11 protein-coding genes are annotated in these 15502 nt (G+C 73.3%); 7 read left to right on the plus strand and 4 right to left on the minus strand.

The annotated features are described in order from the left end of the window. Positions 1 to 16: 16 nt before the first annotated feature. Positions 17 to 3016, minus strand: coding sequence for an AAA family ATPase (locus AB5J73_RS26295; RefSeq protein ID WP_370961339.1), 3000 nt, complete (start codon positions 3014 to 3016; stop codon positions 17 to 19). A 90-nt stretch (positions 3017 to 3106) separates the two neighbouring features. On the opposite strand from AB5J73_RS26295, the gene sthA reads away from it, so the two are divergent. From sthA to AB5J73_RS26330, 7 genes are all read left to right on the plus strand, one after another. Beyond that, on the plus strand, positions 3107 to 4519 hold the full coding sequence (sthA, locus tag AB5J73_RS26300) for a Si-specific NAD(P)(+) transhydrogenase (RefSeq protein ID WP_370961340.1): 1413 nt from the start codon (positions 3107 to 3109) through the stop codon (positions 4517 to 4519). A gap of 73 nt (positions 4520 to 4592) precedes the next feature. Then, positions 4593 to 6488: an intein-containing Rv2578c family radical SAM protein gene (locus tag AB5J73_RS26305; RefSeq protein ID WP_370961342.1), complete on the plus strand. Its 1896-nt coding sequence runs from the start codon at positions 4593 to 4595 to the stop codon at positions 6486 to 6488. A 166-nt stretch (positions 6489 to 6654) separates the two neighbouring features. Continuing rightward, positions 6655 to 7257, plus strand: coding sequence for an organomercurial lyase (gene merB / locus AB5J73_RS26310; RefSeq protein ID WP_370961343.1), 603 nt, complete (start codon positions 6655 to 6657; stop codon positions 7255 to 7257). 96 nt (positions 7258 to 7353) lie between these two features. Then, entirely contained in the window at positions 7354 to 9129 is a 1776-nt protein-coding gene (gene aspS, locus AB5J73_RS26315; RefSeq protein ID WP_370961344.1) for an aspartate--tRNA ligase, read from the plus strand. Then, entirely contained in the window at positions 9129 to 10076 is a 948-nt protein-coding gene (locus AB5J73_RS26320) for a DUF389 domain-containing protein (protein ID WP_370961346.1), read from the plus strand. The genes aspS and AB5J73_RS26320 overlap by 1 nt, the downstream gene beginning before the upstream one ends. A 79-nt stretch (positions 10077 to 10155) precedes the next feature. Next, positions 10156 to 11340, plus strand: coding sequence for a phosphotransferase (locus AB5J73_RS26325; protein ID WP_370961347.1), 1185 nt, complete (start codon positions 10156 to 10158; stop codon positions 11338 to 11340). Between the two features lie 482 nt (positions 11341 to 11822). Beyond that, positions 11823 to 12677, plus strand: a complete 855-nt coding sequence (locus AB5J73_RS26330) for an SGNH/GDSL hydrolase family protein (RefSeq protein ID WP_370973339.1) — start codon at positions 11823 to 11825, stop codon at positions 12675 to 12677. Here AB5J73_RS26330 and AB5J73_RS26335 read toward each other — a convergent pair. The 3 genes from AB5J73_RS26335 to AB5J73_RS26345 form a co-directional block, all read right to left on the minus strand. Then, positions 12649 to 13377 carry a metallophosphoesterase gene (locus AB5J73_RS26335; RefSeq protein ID WP_370961348.1) on the minus strand — a complete coding sequence of 243 codons (729 nt, stop codon included), beginning with the start codon at positions 13375 to 13377 and terminating at the stop codon, positions 12649 to 12651. The genes AB5J73_RS26330 and AB5J73_RS26335 overlap by 29 nt on opposite strands. 62 nt (positions 13378 to 13439) lie before the next feature. Next, positions 13440 to 14651 (minus strand): cytochrome P450, encoded by a 1212-nt coding sequence (locus tag AB5J73_RS26340; protein ID WP_370961350.1) that lies wholly within the window; start codon positions 14649 to 14651, stop codon positions 13440 to 13442. Positions 14652 to 14685: 34 nt separating this feature from the next. Next, positions 14686 to 15381 (minus strand): TetR/AcrR family transcriptional regulator, encoded by a 696-nt coding sequence (locus tag AB5J73_RS26345; protein WP_370961351.1) that lies wholly within the window; start codon positions 15379 to 15381, stop codon positions 14686 to 14688. Positions 15382 to 15502 lie beyond the last annotated feature (121 nt).

Below are 15502 nucleotides of genomic sequence, written 5' to 3' on the forward strand. Positions count from 1 at the left end.
GAAGCGTTCGGTCCGTTCAGGGCCGGCCGGACGCGGCCCGAACGCCCAGGTCCGCCTCGCAGCGCCGCAGCAGGGCCACGCTGCCCTGGCCGCGGGCCAGCTCCGCGGCGGCCCGCAGACGGGGGCCGGGATCGGCGTCGTGCGCGGCCCGCAGCCGCAGCACCTCCGGCAGCCACCAGCGGTCGTCGCGGGCCTCCCCGGCGGCGAGCGCGGCGTCCAGCGTCGCGCGGGCCGCTTCGGGCCCCGACAGGTCGGCGACCAGCGTCAGCCAGTAGGGCATCCGGGCGAACGCGCCCTCGGCCTTGAGGTTCGCGACGCCTTCCTGCGCCGCGGCCAGCCCGGCCGCGCCGCCGCGGGACCAGCCGCCCAGCACCAGCGCCCACTCGCGGTAGTAGGCGAAGCCGTACCGGTCGCACAAGCCGTGCAGCTCGGAGACGGCCGCCCACAGCGCCCGCCGGTCGCGGCGCATCTGGTGGGTGATCCCCGCGTAGGCCAGCGCGATGGTCAGGCTGTACGGGTGCCCGGCCGCGCGGGCGCGGCCGACGGCTTCGGCACTGCTCGCCACGGCGGCGTCGTCGTGGCCGAGGAGCCAGTGCGCGTGCGCCGCCCAGGCCGGCCCGTGGATGTCCGGGCGGGTGCCGATCGGCCACGTCGACGCGTCGCGGGTGCGCTCGGCGCCCAGCTCGAAGTGCCGCAGCCCGTCGGCGGGGCGCCCGAGGCTCACCGACGAGCCCGCGACGATGAAGTGCGCCGAACCGCTCAGCGCGGGGTTCGTCCCGGGGACGACCAGCGTCAGCGCGCGTTCGGCCGACTCGTGCGCCAGCGCGGTCCGGCCCTGGACGAACCGGGACGACCACAGTTCCAGCAGGGCGGTCAGCGCGGAATCCTCGCTGCCCAGGGCTTCCGCGAGCTCGAGCGACCGTTCGAGGACCTGCTGCAGCTCGGGGGAGGAGTAGCCCCGGCGGGCGTTGAGCGGCCCGGCGAGCGCTTCGAGGACGGCGAGCTCCGCGCGGTCGCGGTTGCCGCTCGGCGGGCGCGCGCGGACGAGCGCCAGCGCTTCCCCGAGCAGCCGGATCGCCTCGGCGTGGGCGAACGTCCGCGCGGCGACCGCCGCGGCCCGCCGGTAGTGCTCGACGGCGCGGTCCGGCCGGCCGCCGCGGGCGTACTGCTCGGCCAGCTGCGCCGCCACGGCGTCGGTGTCCTCGGCGTGCAGCAGTTCCAGGCCCTGGGCCAGCCGCCGGTGCAGCAGCCACCGGCGCGGCGGGCTGACCTGCTGGTAGGCCGCCTCGCGCAGCAGGTCGTGGGTGAAGTCGTAGCCGCCGCCGACCTCGCGCACGATCCGGCGCCGCCACAGCTCGTCGACCGCGTCGACGACGGTGTCGGCGTCGAGGTCGCTCGCCTCGGTGAGCAGTTCGAGGGTGAAGTCGCGCCCGGCCGCGGCGGCGAGCCCCGCCACTTCGCGGGCCGCCGGACCGGGCTGTTCGAGCCGGGCCCGCAGGACGCCGCTCAGCCGCCCGGACGGCGGGGACGCGTTGGTGCGCAACGCTTCCACGACGTAGAGCGGGAACCCGCCGGTGGCCGCGTGCAGCAGCGTCCGGTCCGCTCCGGACAGCGGCCGCCCGGCGACCGCCTCGCCGAGGCGGGCCGTTCCGCCGGCGTCGAACGGGCGCAGTGGCAGCTCGGTCAGCTTGCCTTCGTCGCGCAGGTGCGCGGTCCACGACTCGACGCGGGGGTCGACGTCGCCGTCGCGCAGCGTGCCGGCGACCAGCAGCGGCGCGTCCGGCAGGAGACCGAGGCAGAAGGCGAGGAAGGCGCCCGTTTCCTCGTCGCACCACTGGACGTTGTCGAGCACCAGCAGGACCGGCCGCCCGCCGGCGGTCAGCGCGCGGGCCAGCCCTTCGAAGAACCGCAGGCGCTGCCACGCGTCGACCGTCGGGTGCCCGCCCGCGGCCGGGCCCGGCGCGGGCCCCAGCCGGTCGACCTCGGCGCGCCACACCGGGTCGAGGGCCGCCGCCGCGCGCTGCACCGCGGGCGTGCGCAGCCAGTCGGCGACCGGGGCCAGCGGGAGCCGCCCGGCCGAGCCGAAGCAGCGTCCGGTGGCCACCACGGCGCCTTCCGCGCGCGCCAGCCCGGCGAGCTCGGTGACCAGCCGCGTCTTGCCGACCCCGGCGTCGCCGCGGACGAGGACGACCCCGGCCCGGCCCGCCGCGGCCGCGCGCCACGCGTCGCTCAGCCGGGCCAGTTCGGCGGCCCGGCCGACGAGCCCGGGTGCCGCCGCGCGGCGGACCTCGGGTCCGGACCGGGCGAGCAGCCGCCGCAGCGCCGCGCGGGTCGGCTCGGCCGGGCCGACGCCGAGCTCGCGCTCGAGGACCGACGCGCACCGGTGGTAGGTGCTCACCGCGCCCGCCCGGTCGCCGGCGTCGGCCTGCAGCCCCATCAGCGTCCGGTAGCCGGTCTCCTCCAGCGGCCGAAGCCGGATCCGGCGGCGGGCCGCGGCGAGCGCGGCGGCCGGGGCGCCCGACGGCGTCCGGCAGATCAGGTCGCACAGCTCGACGCACTGGCGGTCGAGTTCGGCGCGGGCCGCCAGTACCCAGTCGTCGGCCAGGCCCGGCAGCAGCTCGCCGCGGTAGGCGGCCAGCGCGGCGTGGGCGTTGGCGAGCGCGTCCCCGGCGTTCCCGGCGGCCAGCGCGGCCCGGTGGGCGGCGGCGAACTCCCGCACGTCGACCCGGCTCGACGGCGTGTCGTGCCAGCACAGGTCGCGCCCGGTCACCGCCAGGGACGGCGGGTCGCCCAGCACCCGGCGCAGCTGGTGCAGCTCGCGGCGGAGGTTGGTGAGCGCCTGCGCGTCGGTGGAGTCCGGCCAGAACAGCCCGGCGATCCGGCGCCGGGGCTGCGCCAGCCCGGCGTGCACGACCAGGTAGGCCACCAGCGCGACCGACCGCGGCGACCGCGTCAGCACGGCGCCGGACTCGTCGTCGGCGATCACCTGCTCGCCCAGCAGCGAAACCCGCAGCACCCGGCCACGCTAGCCCCGGGACGGGGTCGTGCGCGGATCTTCACCGGCGAGGGGTTGCGCCGGGGCGCCCGGGTGCGCAGGCTCGACGTCGTGAGCGAGCACGAGTACGACCTCATCGTCATCGGTTCGGGCCCCGGCGGCCAGAAGGCCGCGATCGCCGCGGCGAAACTGGGCAAACGGGTGGCGGTCGTGGACCGGCACGACATGGTCGGCGGGGTGTGCGTCAACACCGGCACGATCCCGTCCAAGACGCTGCGCGAAGCCGTGCTCTACCTGACCGGGATGAACCAGCGCGAGCTGTACGGCGCGAGCTACCGCGTCAAGCAGGACATCACGATCGCCGACCTGCTCGCGCGCACCCAGCACGTCGTCGGGCGCGAGGTCCAGGTCGTGCGCGCGCAGCTGATGCGCAACCACGTCGACCTCATCCCCGGCACCGGCTCGTTCGCCGACGCGCACACCGTGGTCGTCGAGAGCAAGCACCCGGGCGACCGCCGCACGCTGAGCGGGGACCACGTCGTGATCGCCACCGGCACCCGCCCCGCGCGGCCCGCCCACGTCGACTTCGACGCCGCCCGCGTCCTCGACTCCGACGAGATCCTGCGGCTCGAGCAGATCCCGTCGTCGCTCGTGGTGGTCGGCGCGGGAGTGATCGGGATCGAGTACGCGTCGATGTTCGCCGCGCTCGGCTCGCGCGTCACCGTGGTCGAGCAGCGCGACCAGATGCTCGACTTCTGCGACCCGGAGATCGTCGAGTCCCTCAAGTTCCAGCTGCGCGACCTCGGCGTCACGTTCCGCTTCGGGGAGAAGGTCGCGGACGTCGCGGTGTCCGACGACGCCACGATCACCACCCTGGTCAGCGGCAAGCGCATCCCGGCCGACGGCGTCATGTACTCCGCGGGCCGCCAGGGCCTGACCGGCGAGCTGAACCTGGAAGCGGCGGGCCTGACCGCGGACGGGCGCGGCCGGCTGGTGGTCGACGAGAACTACCGCACCGAGGTCCCGCACATCTACGCGGTCGGCGACGTGATCGGCTTCCCGGCGCTGGCGGCGACGTCGATGGACCAGGGCAGGCTGGCGGCCTACCACGCGTTCGGCGAACCGGCGAACGGCCTGGGCGCGCTGCAGCCGATCGGCATCTACACCATCCCGGAGATCTCCTACGTCGGCGCGACGGAGGCGCAGCTGACGTCGTCGTCGGTGCCGTACGAGGTCGGGATCGCGCGCTACCGCGAGCTGGCGCGCGGGCAGATCACCGGCGACAGCTACGGGATGCTCAAGCTGCTGGTGTCCACGACGGACCGGAAGCTGCTGGGCGTGCACGTCTTCGGCACGGGCGCGACCGACCTGGTCCACATCGGACAGGCGGTGATGGGCTGCGGCGGGACGGTCGACTACCTGGTGGACGCGGTGTTCAACTACCCGACGCTGTCGGAGGCGTACAAGGTGGCGGCGCTGGACGCGACGAACAAGATCCGGGCCCTGGCCCGCTTCTCGTCCTGAACCGCGCGCGCCGTCGGTACGCCTGCCGCGAACCCGTTTGACACCCCGCTAGAACATATGTTCGACTGGCGCCGTGCGATGGGATCGGCAGCGAGCAGGGGAGGGTGAGCCGGCACTGCCCGGGCTGGAAGGCCTGGTGCGGTCCGTGCGGTCACCGGAGTTCGACGGCGTCACCTTCCACGAGGTGCACGCGCGCTCGGTGCTGAACAAGGTGCCCGCCGGCTCCGGCGTTCCCTTCGGCTGGACCGTGAACCCCTACCGCGGCTGCTCCCACGCCTGCACCTACTGCCTCGAAGGCGGCACCCGGATCCTCCTGGCCGACGGCCGCACCAAGGCCCTGTCCGAGCTGAAGGTCGGGGACGCGATCTACGGCACCCGCGGCCACGGCGCGGCCCGGCGGCTGGTGCCGACCCGCGTCGAAGCGCACTGGACCACCCTGCGCGCCGCGTACCGGGTGACCCTGGAGGACGGCACCCGGCTCGTCGCCGGCGGCGACCACCGGTTCCTCACGAGCAAGGGCTGGAAGCACGTCACCGGCAGTAAGTTCGGCGCGGCGCAACGGCCGCACCTCGAGCCCGGCACCGAGCTGATCGGGGCCGGCCGGTTCGAGCCGACGCCGGACGAGACGCTCGGGTACCGCGCCGGCTACCTCTGCGGGATGCTGCGCTCCGGCGGGTTCGCCGCGGAGCCGGACGCCGCCGCCCGCGCGCTCGCATACCTGCCCGATTTCGGGTCGTCCGTCGGCTTCCTGAAGGTGCCGCCCGACCCGGACGCGCACTGGCAGCGCGGCTTCCTCGCCGGCGTCTTCGACCTCGCGGGCGGCTACGGCCGCGGCATCCTCACCATCGCGCACGACGAGCCCGAGATCACCGACGCCGTCGCCGCCGCGCTCGCCCGGTTCGGCTTCGCCCGCCAGCTCGACGAGGTGCCGAAGTTCCCGTCGCGCCAGGAGGTCCGGCTGCTCGGCGGCGCCGGTGAGGTCCTGCGGTTCCTGCACGTGAGCAACCCGGCCGTGGCGTGGAAGCGGTCGCTGGACGGCACCGTGATCGGCGCGAGCCGCCGCCGCGTCGAGGCGATCGAGCCGCTGGGCCTGCAGCTGCCGCTGTTCGACATCACCACCGGCACCGGCGACTTCATCGCCGACGGCATGGTGTCCCACAACTGCTTCGCCCGGAACACCCACACCTACCTCGACTTCGACGCCGGCCGCGACTTCGACACCCAGGTGGTCGTCAAGGTCAACGCCCCGCAGGTGCTGACCGCGCAGCTGAAGAAGCCGTCGTGGCGGCGCGAGCACGTCGCCATGGGCACCAACACCGATCCCTACCAGCGCGCGGAGGGCCGCTACCGGCTGATGCCGGGCATCATCACGGCGCTGGCGCGATCGGGCACCCCGCTGTCGGTGCTCACGAAGGGCACCGTGCTGGCGCGGGACCTGCCCCTGCTGCAGGACGTCTCCGCCGACGTGCCGGTCGGGCTCGCGGTGTCGATCGCGCTGCTCGACGGCGAGCTCCAGCACCGCCTGGAACCCGGGACGCCGAGCCCGCGGGCGCGGCTCGAACTGGTCCGCAAGGCGCGGGACGCCGGGCTGCCGTGCTCGGTGCTGGTGGCGCCGGTGCTGCCGTGGCTGACCGACTCCGCCGAGGCGCTCGACGCCCTGTTCGCGCAGCTCGCCGACGTCGGCGCGTCGAGCGTGACGGTCTTCCCGCTGCACCTGCGGCCGGGCGCCCGCGAGTGGTTCGGCCGCTGGCTGGCCGGCTCGTACCCGGCGCTCGTCCCGCGGTACCGGGAGCTGTACGCGCGGGGCAGCTACGTCCAGAAGGCGTATCGCGAGCGGCTCGCGGAGCGCGTCGCGCCCTTGCTGCGGCGGCACGGGCTGGCCCCGAAGACCGGGTACGACCCGCGCGACCCGGAACCGGCACCCGCCGGGGAACCGGCCGCGCCCGCCGAGCAGCTGCGCCTGCTCTGAAAGTCCATTGTGGACCACCCGGGTGACGCGCTGCGCCGTTCGACGTAATCGCGGGCCCGGCGCACCGCGCTGTCCTGGGCTTGCGGGAAAATGTCCGATCGTGTCGTTGTCGTCCCGCGTCACCGGCGCCTAACGTCGAAGGGATGGACCCGGGAAGGAGCGGACGGTGACGACCTCGCAGACCGATCGCGTCGCGGCCGCCCGGCTCGCCTGGGCCGCGCTGAAGCTGACCCGGGCCGGCCGGCACCCCGTCGGCGTCGACCGGCTGGCCGCGATCGTCGGCGTCACCCCCGGGGAAGCCCGGCGGCTGGTCGAGCTGATCGGCTTCACGCTGCACCGCGACCTCGTCTCGACCGGTCCCGCCCCGCGCGGCGCCCACCACCGGCTGGAGCCCGCCGAAGGCACCCTCGGCGCCGGCCCGGACGGTTCGGTCGACATGTTCCTGCTGGCCATCGCCACCGGCGAGCGCGTGCACGCGGCCGCGGTCTGCCCGGTCACCGGCACCCACATCCGGATCGACCTGATGTCCCACGGGATCCTGCAGGCCGACCCGCCGGCCGCGGTGGTGGCCGCGGTCGACCTCGGCTTCGGCCTGGAGAACGTCGACGCGGTGGCCTGCGCGGGCCAGCCGTTCTTCGCCTCGGCGTCGGCCGCGGCGAGCTGGCTGGTGGCGCACCCGGGTGGCCGGATCTACCAGGTGGCGGCCTACCTGGCGCAGGCGCACCGCCTGGTCGCGGCGCTGGAGGCCCGGCCCAAGTACGTGCTCTGAAGCGAGCGCCCGCCGACGTCGTAGGCTGGGCGGTTCGTTAGCCTTGCGGTGGCGACAACCGCCGCTCGCAGCCCATCTCGAAGGAGAGCAGTCGCAGTGCTCCGCACCCACCAAGCCGGCACCCTGCGTGCCGGACAGGCCGGACAGACCGTCACCCTCACCGGATGGGTGGCCCGGCGGCGCGATCACGGCGGCGTCATCTTCATCGACCTGAGGGACGCCAGCGGTGTCGCCCAGGTCGTCTTCCGCGAAGGCGAGATGGCCGAGCGCGCGCACGCGCTGCGGTCGGAGTTCTGCGTCAAGATCGTCGGCGAGGTCGCGAAGCGCCCCGAGGGCAACGCGAACGCCGAGATCCCCACCGGCGAGATCGAGGTCCTCGCGACCCAGCTCGAGGTGCTCTCGGAAGCCGCGCCGCTGCCGTTCCCGATCGACGACCGCGTCGACGTCGGCGAAGAGGTCCGCCTCAAGCACCGCTACCTCGACCTGCGCCGCAGCGGCCCGGCCGCCGCCATGCGCCTGCGCAGCGAGGTCAGCCGCGCCGCGCGCGAGGTGCTGCACGCGCAGGACTTCGTCGAGATCGAGACCCCGACGATGACCCGCTCGACGCCCGAAGGCGCGCGCGACTTCCTGGTGCCGGCGCGGCTCAAGCCCGGTTCCTGGTACGCGCTGCCGCAGTCGCCGCAGCTGTTCAAGCAGCTGCTCATGGTCGGCGGCATGGAGCGGTACTACCAGATCGCGCGCTGCTACCGCGACGAAGACTTCCGCGCCGACCGCCAGCCCGAGTTCACCCAGCTCGACATCGAGATGAGCTTCGTCGAGCAGGACGACGTCATCGCCATCGGCGAGCAGATCGTCTCGGCGCTGTGGAAGCTGATCGGGCACGAGATCCCGCGGCCCATCCCGCGCATCACCTACCACGAGGCGATGGCCAAGTACGGCTCGGACAAGCCGGACCTGCGCTTCGACCTCGAGATCACCGACATGACGGAGTTCTTCGCCGACACGCCGTTCCGCGTGTTCCAGGCGCCCTACGTCGGCGCGGTCGTGATGGCCGGTGGCGCCGACCAGCCCCGCCGCCAGCTCGACGCGTGGCAGGAGTGGGCGAAGCAGCGCGGCGCCCGCGGCCTCGCGTACATCCTCGTCAACTCCGACGGCACCCTCGGCGGCCCGGTCGCGAAGAACCTGTCCGAGACCGAGCGCGAAACCGTCGCCGCCGCGGCCGGCGCCAAGGCCGGTGACTGCATCTTCTTCGCCGCCGGCAAGGCCGCGTCGACGCAGCCGCTGCTCGGCGCCGCGCGCGACGAGATCGGCAAGCGCCTCGGCCTGATCGACGAGGACGCCTGGTCGTTCGTGTGGGTCGTCGACGCGCCGCTGTTCGCGCCGGTCGAGGACATCGGCGACGACGTCGCGGTCGGCTCCGGCAAGTGGACCGCCGTGCACCACGCCTTCACCTCGCCGACCCCGGAGTGGATCGACAAGTTCGAGCAGGACCCGGGCAACGCGCTGGCCTACGCCTACGACATCGTCTGCAACGGCAACGAGATCGGCGGCGGCTCGATCCGTATCCACCGCGGCGACGTCCAGAAGCGGGTCTTCAGCCTGATGGGCCTCGGCGAGGAAGAGGCGCAGGAGAAGTTCGGCTTCCTGCTCGACGCCTTCCAGTTCGGCCCCCCGCCGCACGGCGGCATCGCGTTCGGCTGGGACCGCATCGTCATGCTGCTGGCCAAGGCCGACTCGCTGCGTGACGTCATCGCGTTCCCGAAGACCGGCGGCGGGTACGACCCGCTGACCGCGGCGCCGGCGCCGATCACGGCGCAGCAGCGCAAGGAGGCCGGCATCGATGCGAAGCCGGCCCCCGCGCCCCAGAACTAGTGCTGCACCTGAGGGCCGTGTGCCCGCCGGACAAGACCGCCGAGGCGCTCGACGTCCTGCGGGCGCACGCCGGCACCGCGCACCTGGTCGTGCACCGCGGGGCCGCCGTGTCCCCGGAAGGCGACCTGGTCGAGGCCGACATCGCGCGCGAGGCCGCGGACGAGATCGTGGCCGCGCTGTGCGGGCTCGAGCTCGACCACACCGGCGGGATCACGCTCGAAGCGCTCGACACCGCGCTGTCGGACGCCGCCGACGAGGCGGAGGAAGCCGCGCCGGGCGAAGGCGCGGACGCCGTCGTGTGGGAGGAGCTGCTCGCCCGCACGGGTGAGGAGTCGCGGCTCAACGTGACGTTCCTGGCGTTCCTCACCATCGCGTGCCTGCTGGCGGCGGTCGGCGTGCTGACGGACTCCGCGGTGACGATCGTCGGCGCGATGGTCGTCGGCCCGGAGTTCGGCCCGCTGGCCGCGCTCGCGGTGGGCGTGGTGCTGCGGCGCTGGGACCTCGTCCGGCTGGCCGGTGCGGCGCTGGGGGTCGGCTTCCCGCTGGCCATGGTCGTCACGCTGGGCGGTGCGCTGCTGGTGCGGGTGACCGACGTCTTCGGGGAGAAGGCGTTCGAGCTGAAACAGCACAGCGAAGTCGACTTCGTCTTCTCCGTCGGCGTACCGTCCCTGGTCGTGGCGATGCTCGCGGGCGCGGCGGGAATGCTCGCCATGACGTCGGCGAAGTCGGCCGCGCTGGTGGGCGTGTTCATCTCCGTGACCACCGTGCCCGCCGCCGGTTACGCGATGGTGGCGGCCGTGGCGGGGGAGTGGGGACGATGCCTCCAATCGGTGGGTCAGCTGCTCGTGAACCTTCTCGGAATCGTTGCAGCAGCGGCCATTGTGTTGATCGTGCGCCGGAATGGGCAACGTTCACCGGTGGGGATGCGTCCGCTTTCACGCGGGTGACCCGTATCCGGGTGGGATGCGTCTTCTTGTCCGGATGTCAGTAGTCATGGTTGCTCAGTCACGAGTAGGGTCGGTGACAATGACAGTCGACACCTCCTCCACCGGCGACGCTGGGGTCGGGGCAGGAGCCGAGCAGCTCGCCGTCGCCGCGGCGGTCGCGGCGGGCGAGTCCGTTCTCTCGCGCCGGTTCGGCAGCGCGATCACCCTGGTCGCCCCCGAGGACCTCGCGGGGAGCGGGCCGGCGACGGTGGTCCGCGCGAGAGTGGTGTCGTCGTCGTTCGCGCTGCCGCGCACGGTGGTCGTCAAGCACTACCCGGACCCGCCGGGCCCGGGCGCCGACCCGTTCGCCCAGGAGGCGGTCAGCTACCAGCTGTTCACGGCGCTGGCCCCGGACGAGCGGATGTGCCCGGAGCTGCTCGCCCACGACGGCCGCGACCGCGCGCTGGTGCTGGAGGACCTCGGCCGCACCCCGACGCTGGAGGACAAGCTCTACGCGCGCGACTCCCGCGCGGCCGAGCGCGCGCTGCTGTCCTGGGCCCGGTCGCTGGGCAGGCTGCACGCGAGCACCGCGGGCCGCGAAGCGGATTTCAACGCCCTGCTGCGGCGCCTCGGCGGCCCGGCGAAGGGTGACGAGAGCGGTGTCGACGAGCTGTGCGCGGGCGTGCCGGCCCTGATCCAGGAGCGCCTGGGCATCCCGGTCCCGGACGCGGTCCGCGCCCAGGTGACGGCGGCGCTGGAGCAGTCCCGCTCGGCGGGCTTCCGCGCGTTCAGCCCGGTCGAGCTCAGCCCGGACAACAACCTGGTGACCGGCGAGGGCGTCCGCTTCCTGGACTTCGAATACGGCTGCGTCCGCTCGGCCCTGGTCGACGCGGCCCACCTGAGGCTCCCGTTCGCGAGCTGGCCGGACGCGCTCGCCCTCCCGGCGGGCATGAGCGAGGCGATGATCGCGGCCTGGCGCGCGGAGGTGGTGGGCGTCTGGCCGGCGTTCGCTGATGACGACGCGCTGGCCGGGCACCTGACGACCAGCGAGTTGTTGCGGGTGTGGCTGATCACGGGCGAGGAGCTGGCGTCGCTGGACCTGTCCCGCCACGCGGCCCCGGTGAGCCGCGAGGCGGCGTTCGTGACGTGGTGGCGGGACCTGGCGAGGCACGCGGGGTACGTGCGCATGACGGCGGTGTCGGAGTTCGCGGCCCGCGTGGCGGCGGCCCTGGCGGCGCGGCTGGGCCCGCACGCGGACCTGGCGTTCTACCCCGCGTTCCGCTGAGCCTGAGCGCCCCGCCCGGTCCCGTCGCGTCGCGTCGCGGGTTGGTGATGGTCGCGAATGACTCATTCGCGTCCTTGGTGGTCCCGAATGAGTCATTCGCGGCTTTCCGTGGCGGTCACCGGGTGCTGGCGGCGGTGGGCGAGCGCGGCGCGAGCTGCTGGGCCCACTCTGCGCTGAACAGGCCATTTCCGGGTTGGTGGCGCGGCTGAGCCCGCACGCTGACCCCCCCGGTCCGCTGACCCCCCGGCCCGGTTGTCCACAGCCGCGCCATGATGGGGACAACTCGGGCGGGCGGCGCGTTTTCCGCCCGGATTTGTCCGACCTGGCCGATACGCTGGACGAGGGCAGCCCCAGGGAGGGCGGGGGAAGGCGCTTCGCCGCCAAAAGGACATTTCCGGCACCTGTGAGGTGAGCGTCAAGAATTAGGCGCCGTGTCGGAGTCGCGTTACCTCGTCCTCACCGGCCGTGAGTCTCCGTGGCCGATGGTCGGGGGCGTGACCGTGATCAGTGTCGAAGTCACTCCCGAACCCTCCCGGCCCGTGCTCGCCGTCGTACCGGAGCCGCAAACCGAGCTCAAGCAGGCGCGGCGGCTCGTCGTGCTCGGCGATTCCACCGCTGTCGGGCTGGGGGATCCGCTGCCCCGGCGGGGTGGGTGGCGCGGGGTCGGGCCGCTGGTGGCCGCCGCGCTGGGGGTGGAAGCCGGTGGGTACCTCAACCCCTCCTTCACCGGCGCGCGGATGCGGTGCGTGCTCACCGAGCAGGTGCCCGCCGCCGTCGCGCACCGGGCGGACGTGGCCCTGCTCGTCGCCGGGATGAACGACACCCTCCGGCCGGACTTCGACGCCGGCCGCATCGCCGGCGACCTCACGGAGGTGATCCACCGCCTCCGCGAAGCCGGGACCACCGTGGTGCCGGTCCGGTTCCACGACCACAGCAAGGTCTTCCGCCTCCCGCCGTCGCTGAAGCGCGCGCTCAGCGCCCGGGTGGCCGAGCTCAACGCGGCCATCGACGAGGTCGTCGCCCGCGAAGGCGTGCCCTGCCTCGACCTCGACCGGCTTCCCGGCGCCTACGAGCTGGCGTCGTGGAGCGTCGATCGCCTGCACCCCTCCGAACTCGGCCACCGCATGCTCGCAGAAGGCTTCACCGGGCTGCTGGCCGGCGCCGGGTTCGCCGTGCCGGAACCGGTGAGCCTCACCTGCAGCGGCGGTGTCGAGCCGAGCGCCGCGGGGCACGTGGGGTGGCTGGTGCTCAAGGGCATCCCGTGGCTCTGGCGCCGCGGCCGCGAGTTCCTGCCCTACGCCGCGGTCATCATGTGGAACTCGTTCCGCGCCCGCTGAACACGCGCAGCGCTTCGGCATCCGAAGCCGGGTTGCGGACGAAGAAGTCCGCCCACTCCTCGATGTCCGGGTACGCGCAGTGCTCCGCGAGGAACCGGCACGCCGCTTCGGCGTCGTACTCCGTGCGCCGCAGTTCGACGCCGTCGCCGAGCAGCGCCCAGTGCGCACCCCGGGCGCCGTAAGGCATTCCGACGCTGCCGGGGTTGACGATCAGCCGCCGGTCGGCCGGCCGCACGAACGGCATGTGCGTGTGGCCGCAGACCACGGTGCCCGCCGTGACGCCGTCCAGCACTTCCGCCCAGCGTTCGAGCGGGCTGTCGACGAGCACGATTTCGCTGTCGTCGCGCGGGGTCGCGTGGCAGAACAGGACGTCGCCCAACGTCACCGTCAGGGGCAGCGCGTCCAGGAACGCCAGGTGGTCCGGACGCAGCTGCCGAGCCGCCCACGGGAAGATCGGGTCCGGGACGAAGTCGCTCGCCCCGCGCGCGGACGCCGCCAGCTCCCGGTCGGCGTTGCCGCGCACCCACACCGCCCGCGAGCCGAGCGATTCCAGGCGCGACAGGGTCTCGACCGGCATCGGGCCGGCGAGCGCGTCGCCGAGCAGCACGATCCGGTCCGCCGCCACGACGTCCGGCTCCGCCAGGACGGCCTCCAGCGCGGGCAGCACCCCGTGGATGTCGGACAGGACCGCCACCGTCATCGGTTCACCATCGGGCACGGCGGCGCCCCGGGCGAGCGGTTTCGCCCAGGGCGCAACCGGCGCTACCCGATGGTGAGGGGCAGCTCGCGCACCCCGGTCATGTTCGGGTTGATCTGGAACTTCGGCGGTTCACCCGGGATCGTGCGCAGCGCCGGGTAGCGGTCGAACAGGATGTCCAGCGCCACGCGCCCCTCCAGGCGGGCCAGCGGCGCGCCGATGCAGAAGTGGATCCCGCGGCCGAACGCCAGGTGCGGGTTGGGGTCGCGCAGCGGGTTGAACGTGTCCGGGTCGGCGAACACCCGCTCGTCGCGGTTGGCGGCCGCCACCCACACCAGCAGCATCTGGTCCGGGGGCACGGTCGCCCCGCCCAGTTCCACCTCGCGGGTCGCCGTGCGGGCCACCGCCGCGAACGGCGAGAGGTAGCGCAGCGACTCCTCGATCGTCGCCGGCAGCAGCGACCGGTCGGCGCGGACCCGGGCGTCCCACTCCGGGTGGGTGTCCAGGCACAGCACCGCGTTGCCGAGCAGCATCGTGGTGGTGATGTGCCCGGCCAGCAGCAGGATGTTCGCGAAGTTGACGACTTCGTTGCGCGTCAGCCGTTCCCCGTCGACCTCTGCCTCGACGAGCTTCGTCAGCAGGTCCTCCCGCGGCTGCTTCCGCCGTTCGTCGACGTGCGCGCCGAGGTATTCGGCAAGCGCTTTCTGGCCCTCCAGGGATTTCGCGACCGACTCCTCCTGGGTCTTCGTCTGCTCCTTCAGCGAGAACTGTTCCGAGGAGTCGAACAGCTTGTCCACCCAGCCCTTGAACAGGTACCGGTCGCTCGCGGGGACCCCCAGCAGCTCCGCGATCACGATCACCGGCAACGGGTAGGCCAGGTCTTCGACCAGTTCGAGCCGGCCGTCGCCGCCGGCCGCGTCGAGCATCTCGTTCGTCACCGCGGCGATGCGCGGCTCCAGGTCCGCGACGACCTTCGGGGTGAACGCGCGGCTGACGAGCTTGCGCATCTTGTTGTGCAGCGGCGGGTCCAGCTGCAGCAGGTTGCCCGCCTGCATTTCCTTGAGGTCGGCGTCCTTCATCATCTCCTGCGGCACCAGCCGGGTGGTGTCCGAGGAGTACGTCGCCGGGTCGCGGAGCACCTCTTCGGCCTCCGGGTGCCCGTAGACGCTCCAGAAGCCGAGCTCGGGCGCGTGCTGCACCCGCGCCTCCGGTTGCTTCCCCCGCAGCCAGAACTGGGATTCGTGGAGGCCCCAGGTGTCGGCGAGTGTGGTGGTCATGTCCGCCCCTTCTTTCCCCTGTGCGGCCCCGGGATCAGCCGGGTGCCCTGGTGGGATCGTGTGCGTAGATCCCTTTCCGGTAGCCCGAGACGAGCGCCTCGAGCGCCGAACTCAGTTCCGCGGCCACGTCCGCGACCGCCAGGGGATCGGGTTCCCCCGCCGGCTCGAACGCGGTGCGGATGATGTGCGCGAGGACGGCCGCCTTCTCCTCGAGGGCGATCCCCTCGAACTCGTCGGACAGCGTGTCGCCGAGGTAGAAGCCGAGCGTCGCGGCGTGCAGCGCGTAGGTCACGTTCGGGACGTCCGCGCGGATCAGCCCGCGCCGGAGCATCGCGTCCTCGAACTGCCCCCGCAGCTCGTCCTGCTGCTTGCGCAGGGCGAGGTCGCCGAGCGAGCCGAACATCTCGGCGTTGCCGCGCAGCATCGCCATCACCAGCGGACGGCGGTGCGTGACGAGGAACGACGACGAGATCATCTTGTGCGGCAGGATCATCGCCGGGTCGGCCTTGATCGCGGCCAGGATCTCGTCGGTCAGGTCGGCCGACTCGCGCATCATCAGCGCCTGGAACAGCAGTTCCTTGTTGCGCCAGTGCAGGTAGACGGTGCCCTTGCCGATGCCGACCGCGCGCGCGATGTCGTCGATCGCCACCTTGCGGTAGCCCATGCGCAGCAGCAGCTCGCCCGCCGCGTCCAGGATGCGGTCGGCGCGTTCGCGGTTCGGATGACTCATGCGGTTCACCTGCGGATTCGTTGAGCGTTTGACCTATTGACCAGAATCGCACTTTCGGTCAACCGGTCAGCACGACGGTAGCGCGGCCGCCGGTGCCACGGCAAGCGGTCTTGTCGGTGCC

The sequence above is a fragment of the Amycolatopsis sp. cg9 genome (assembly GCF_041346945.1).
In the GTDB taxonomy this organism is placed as follows: Bacteria; Actinomycetota; Actinomycetes; order Mycobacteriales; family Pseudonocardiaceae; genus Amycolatopsis.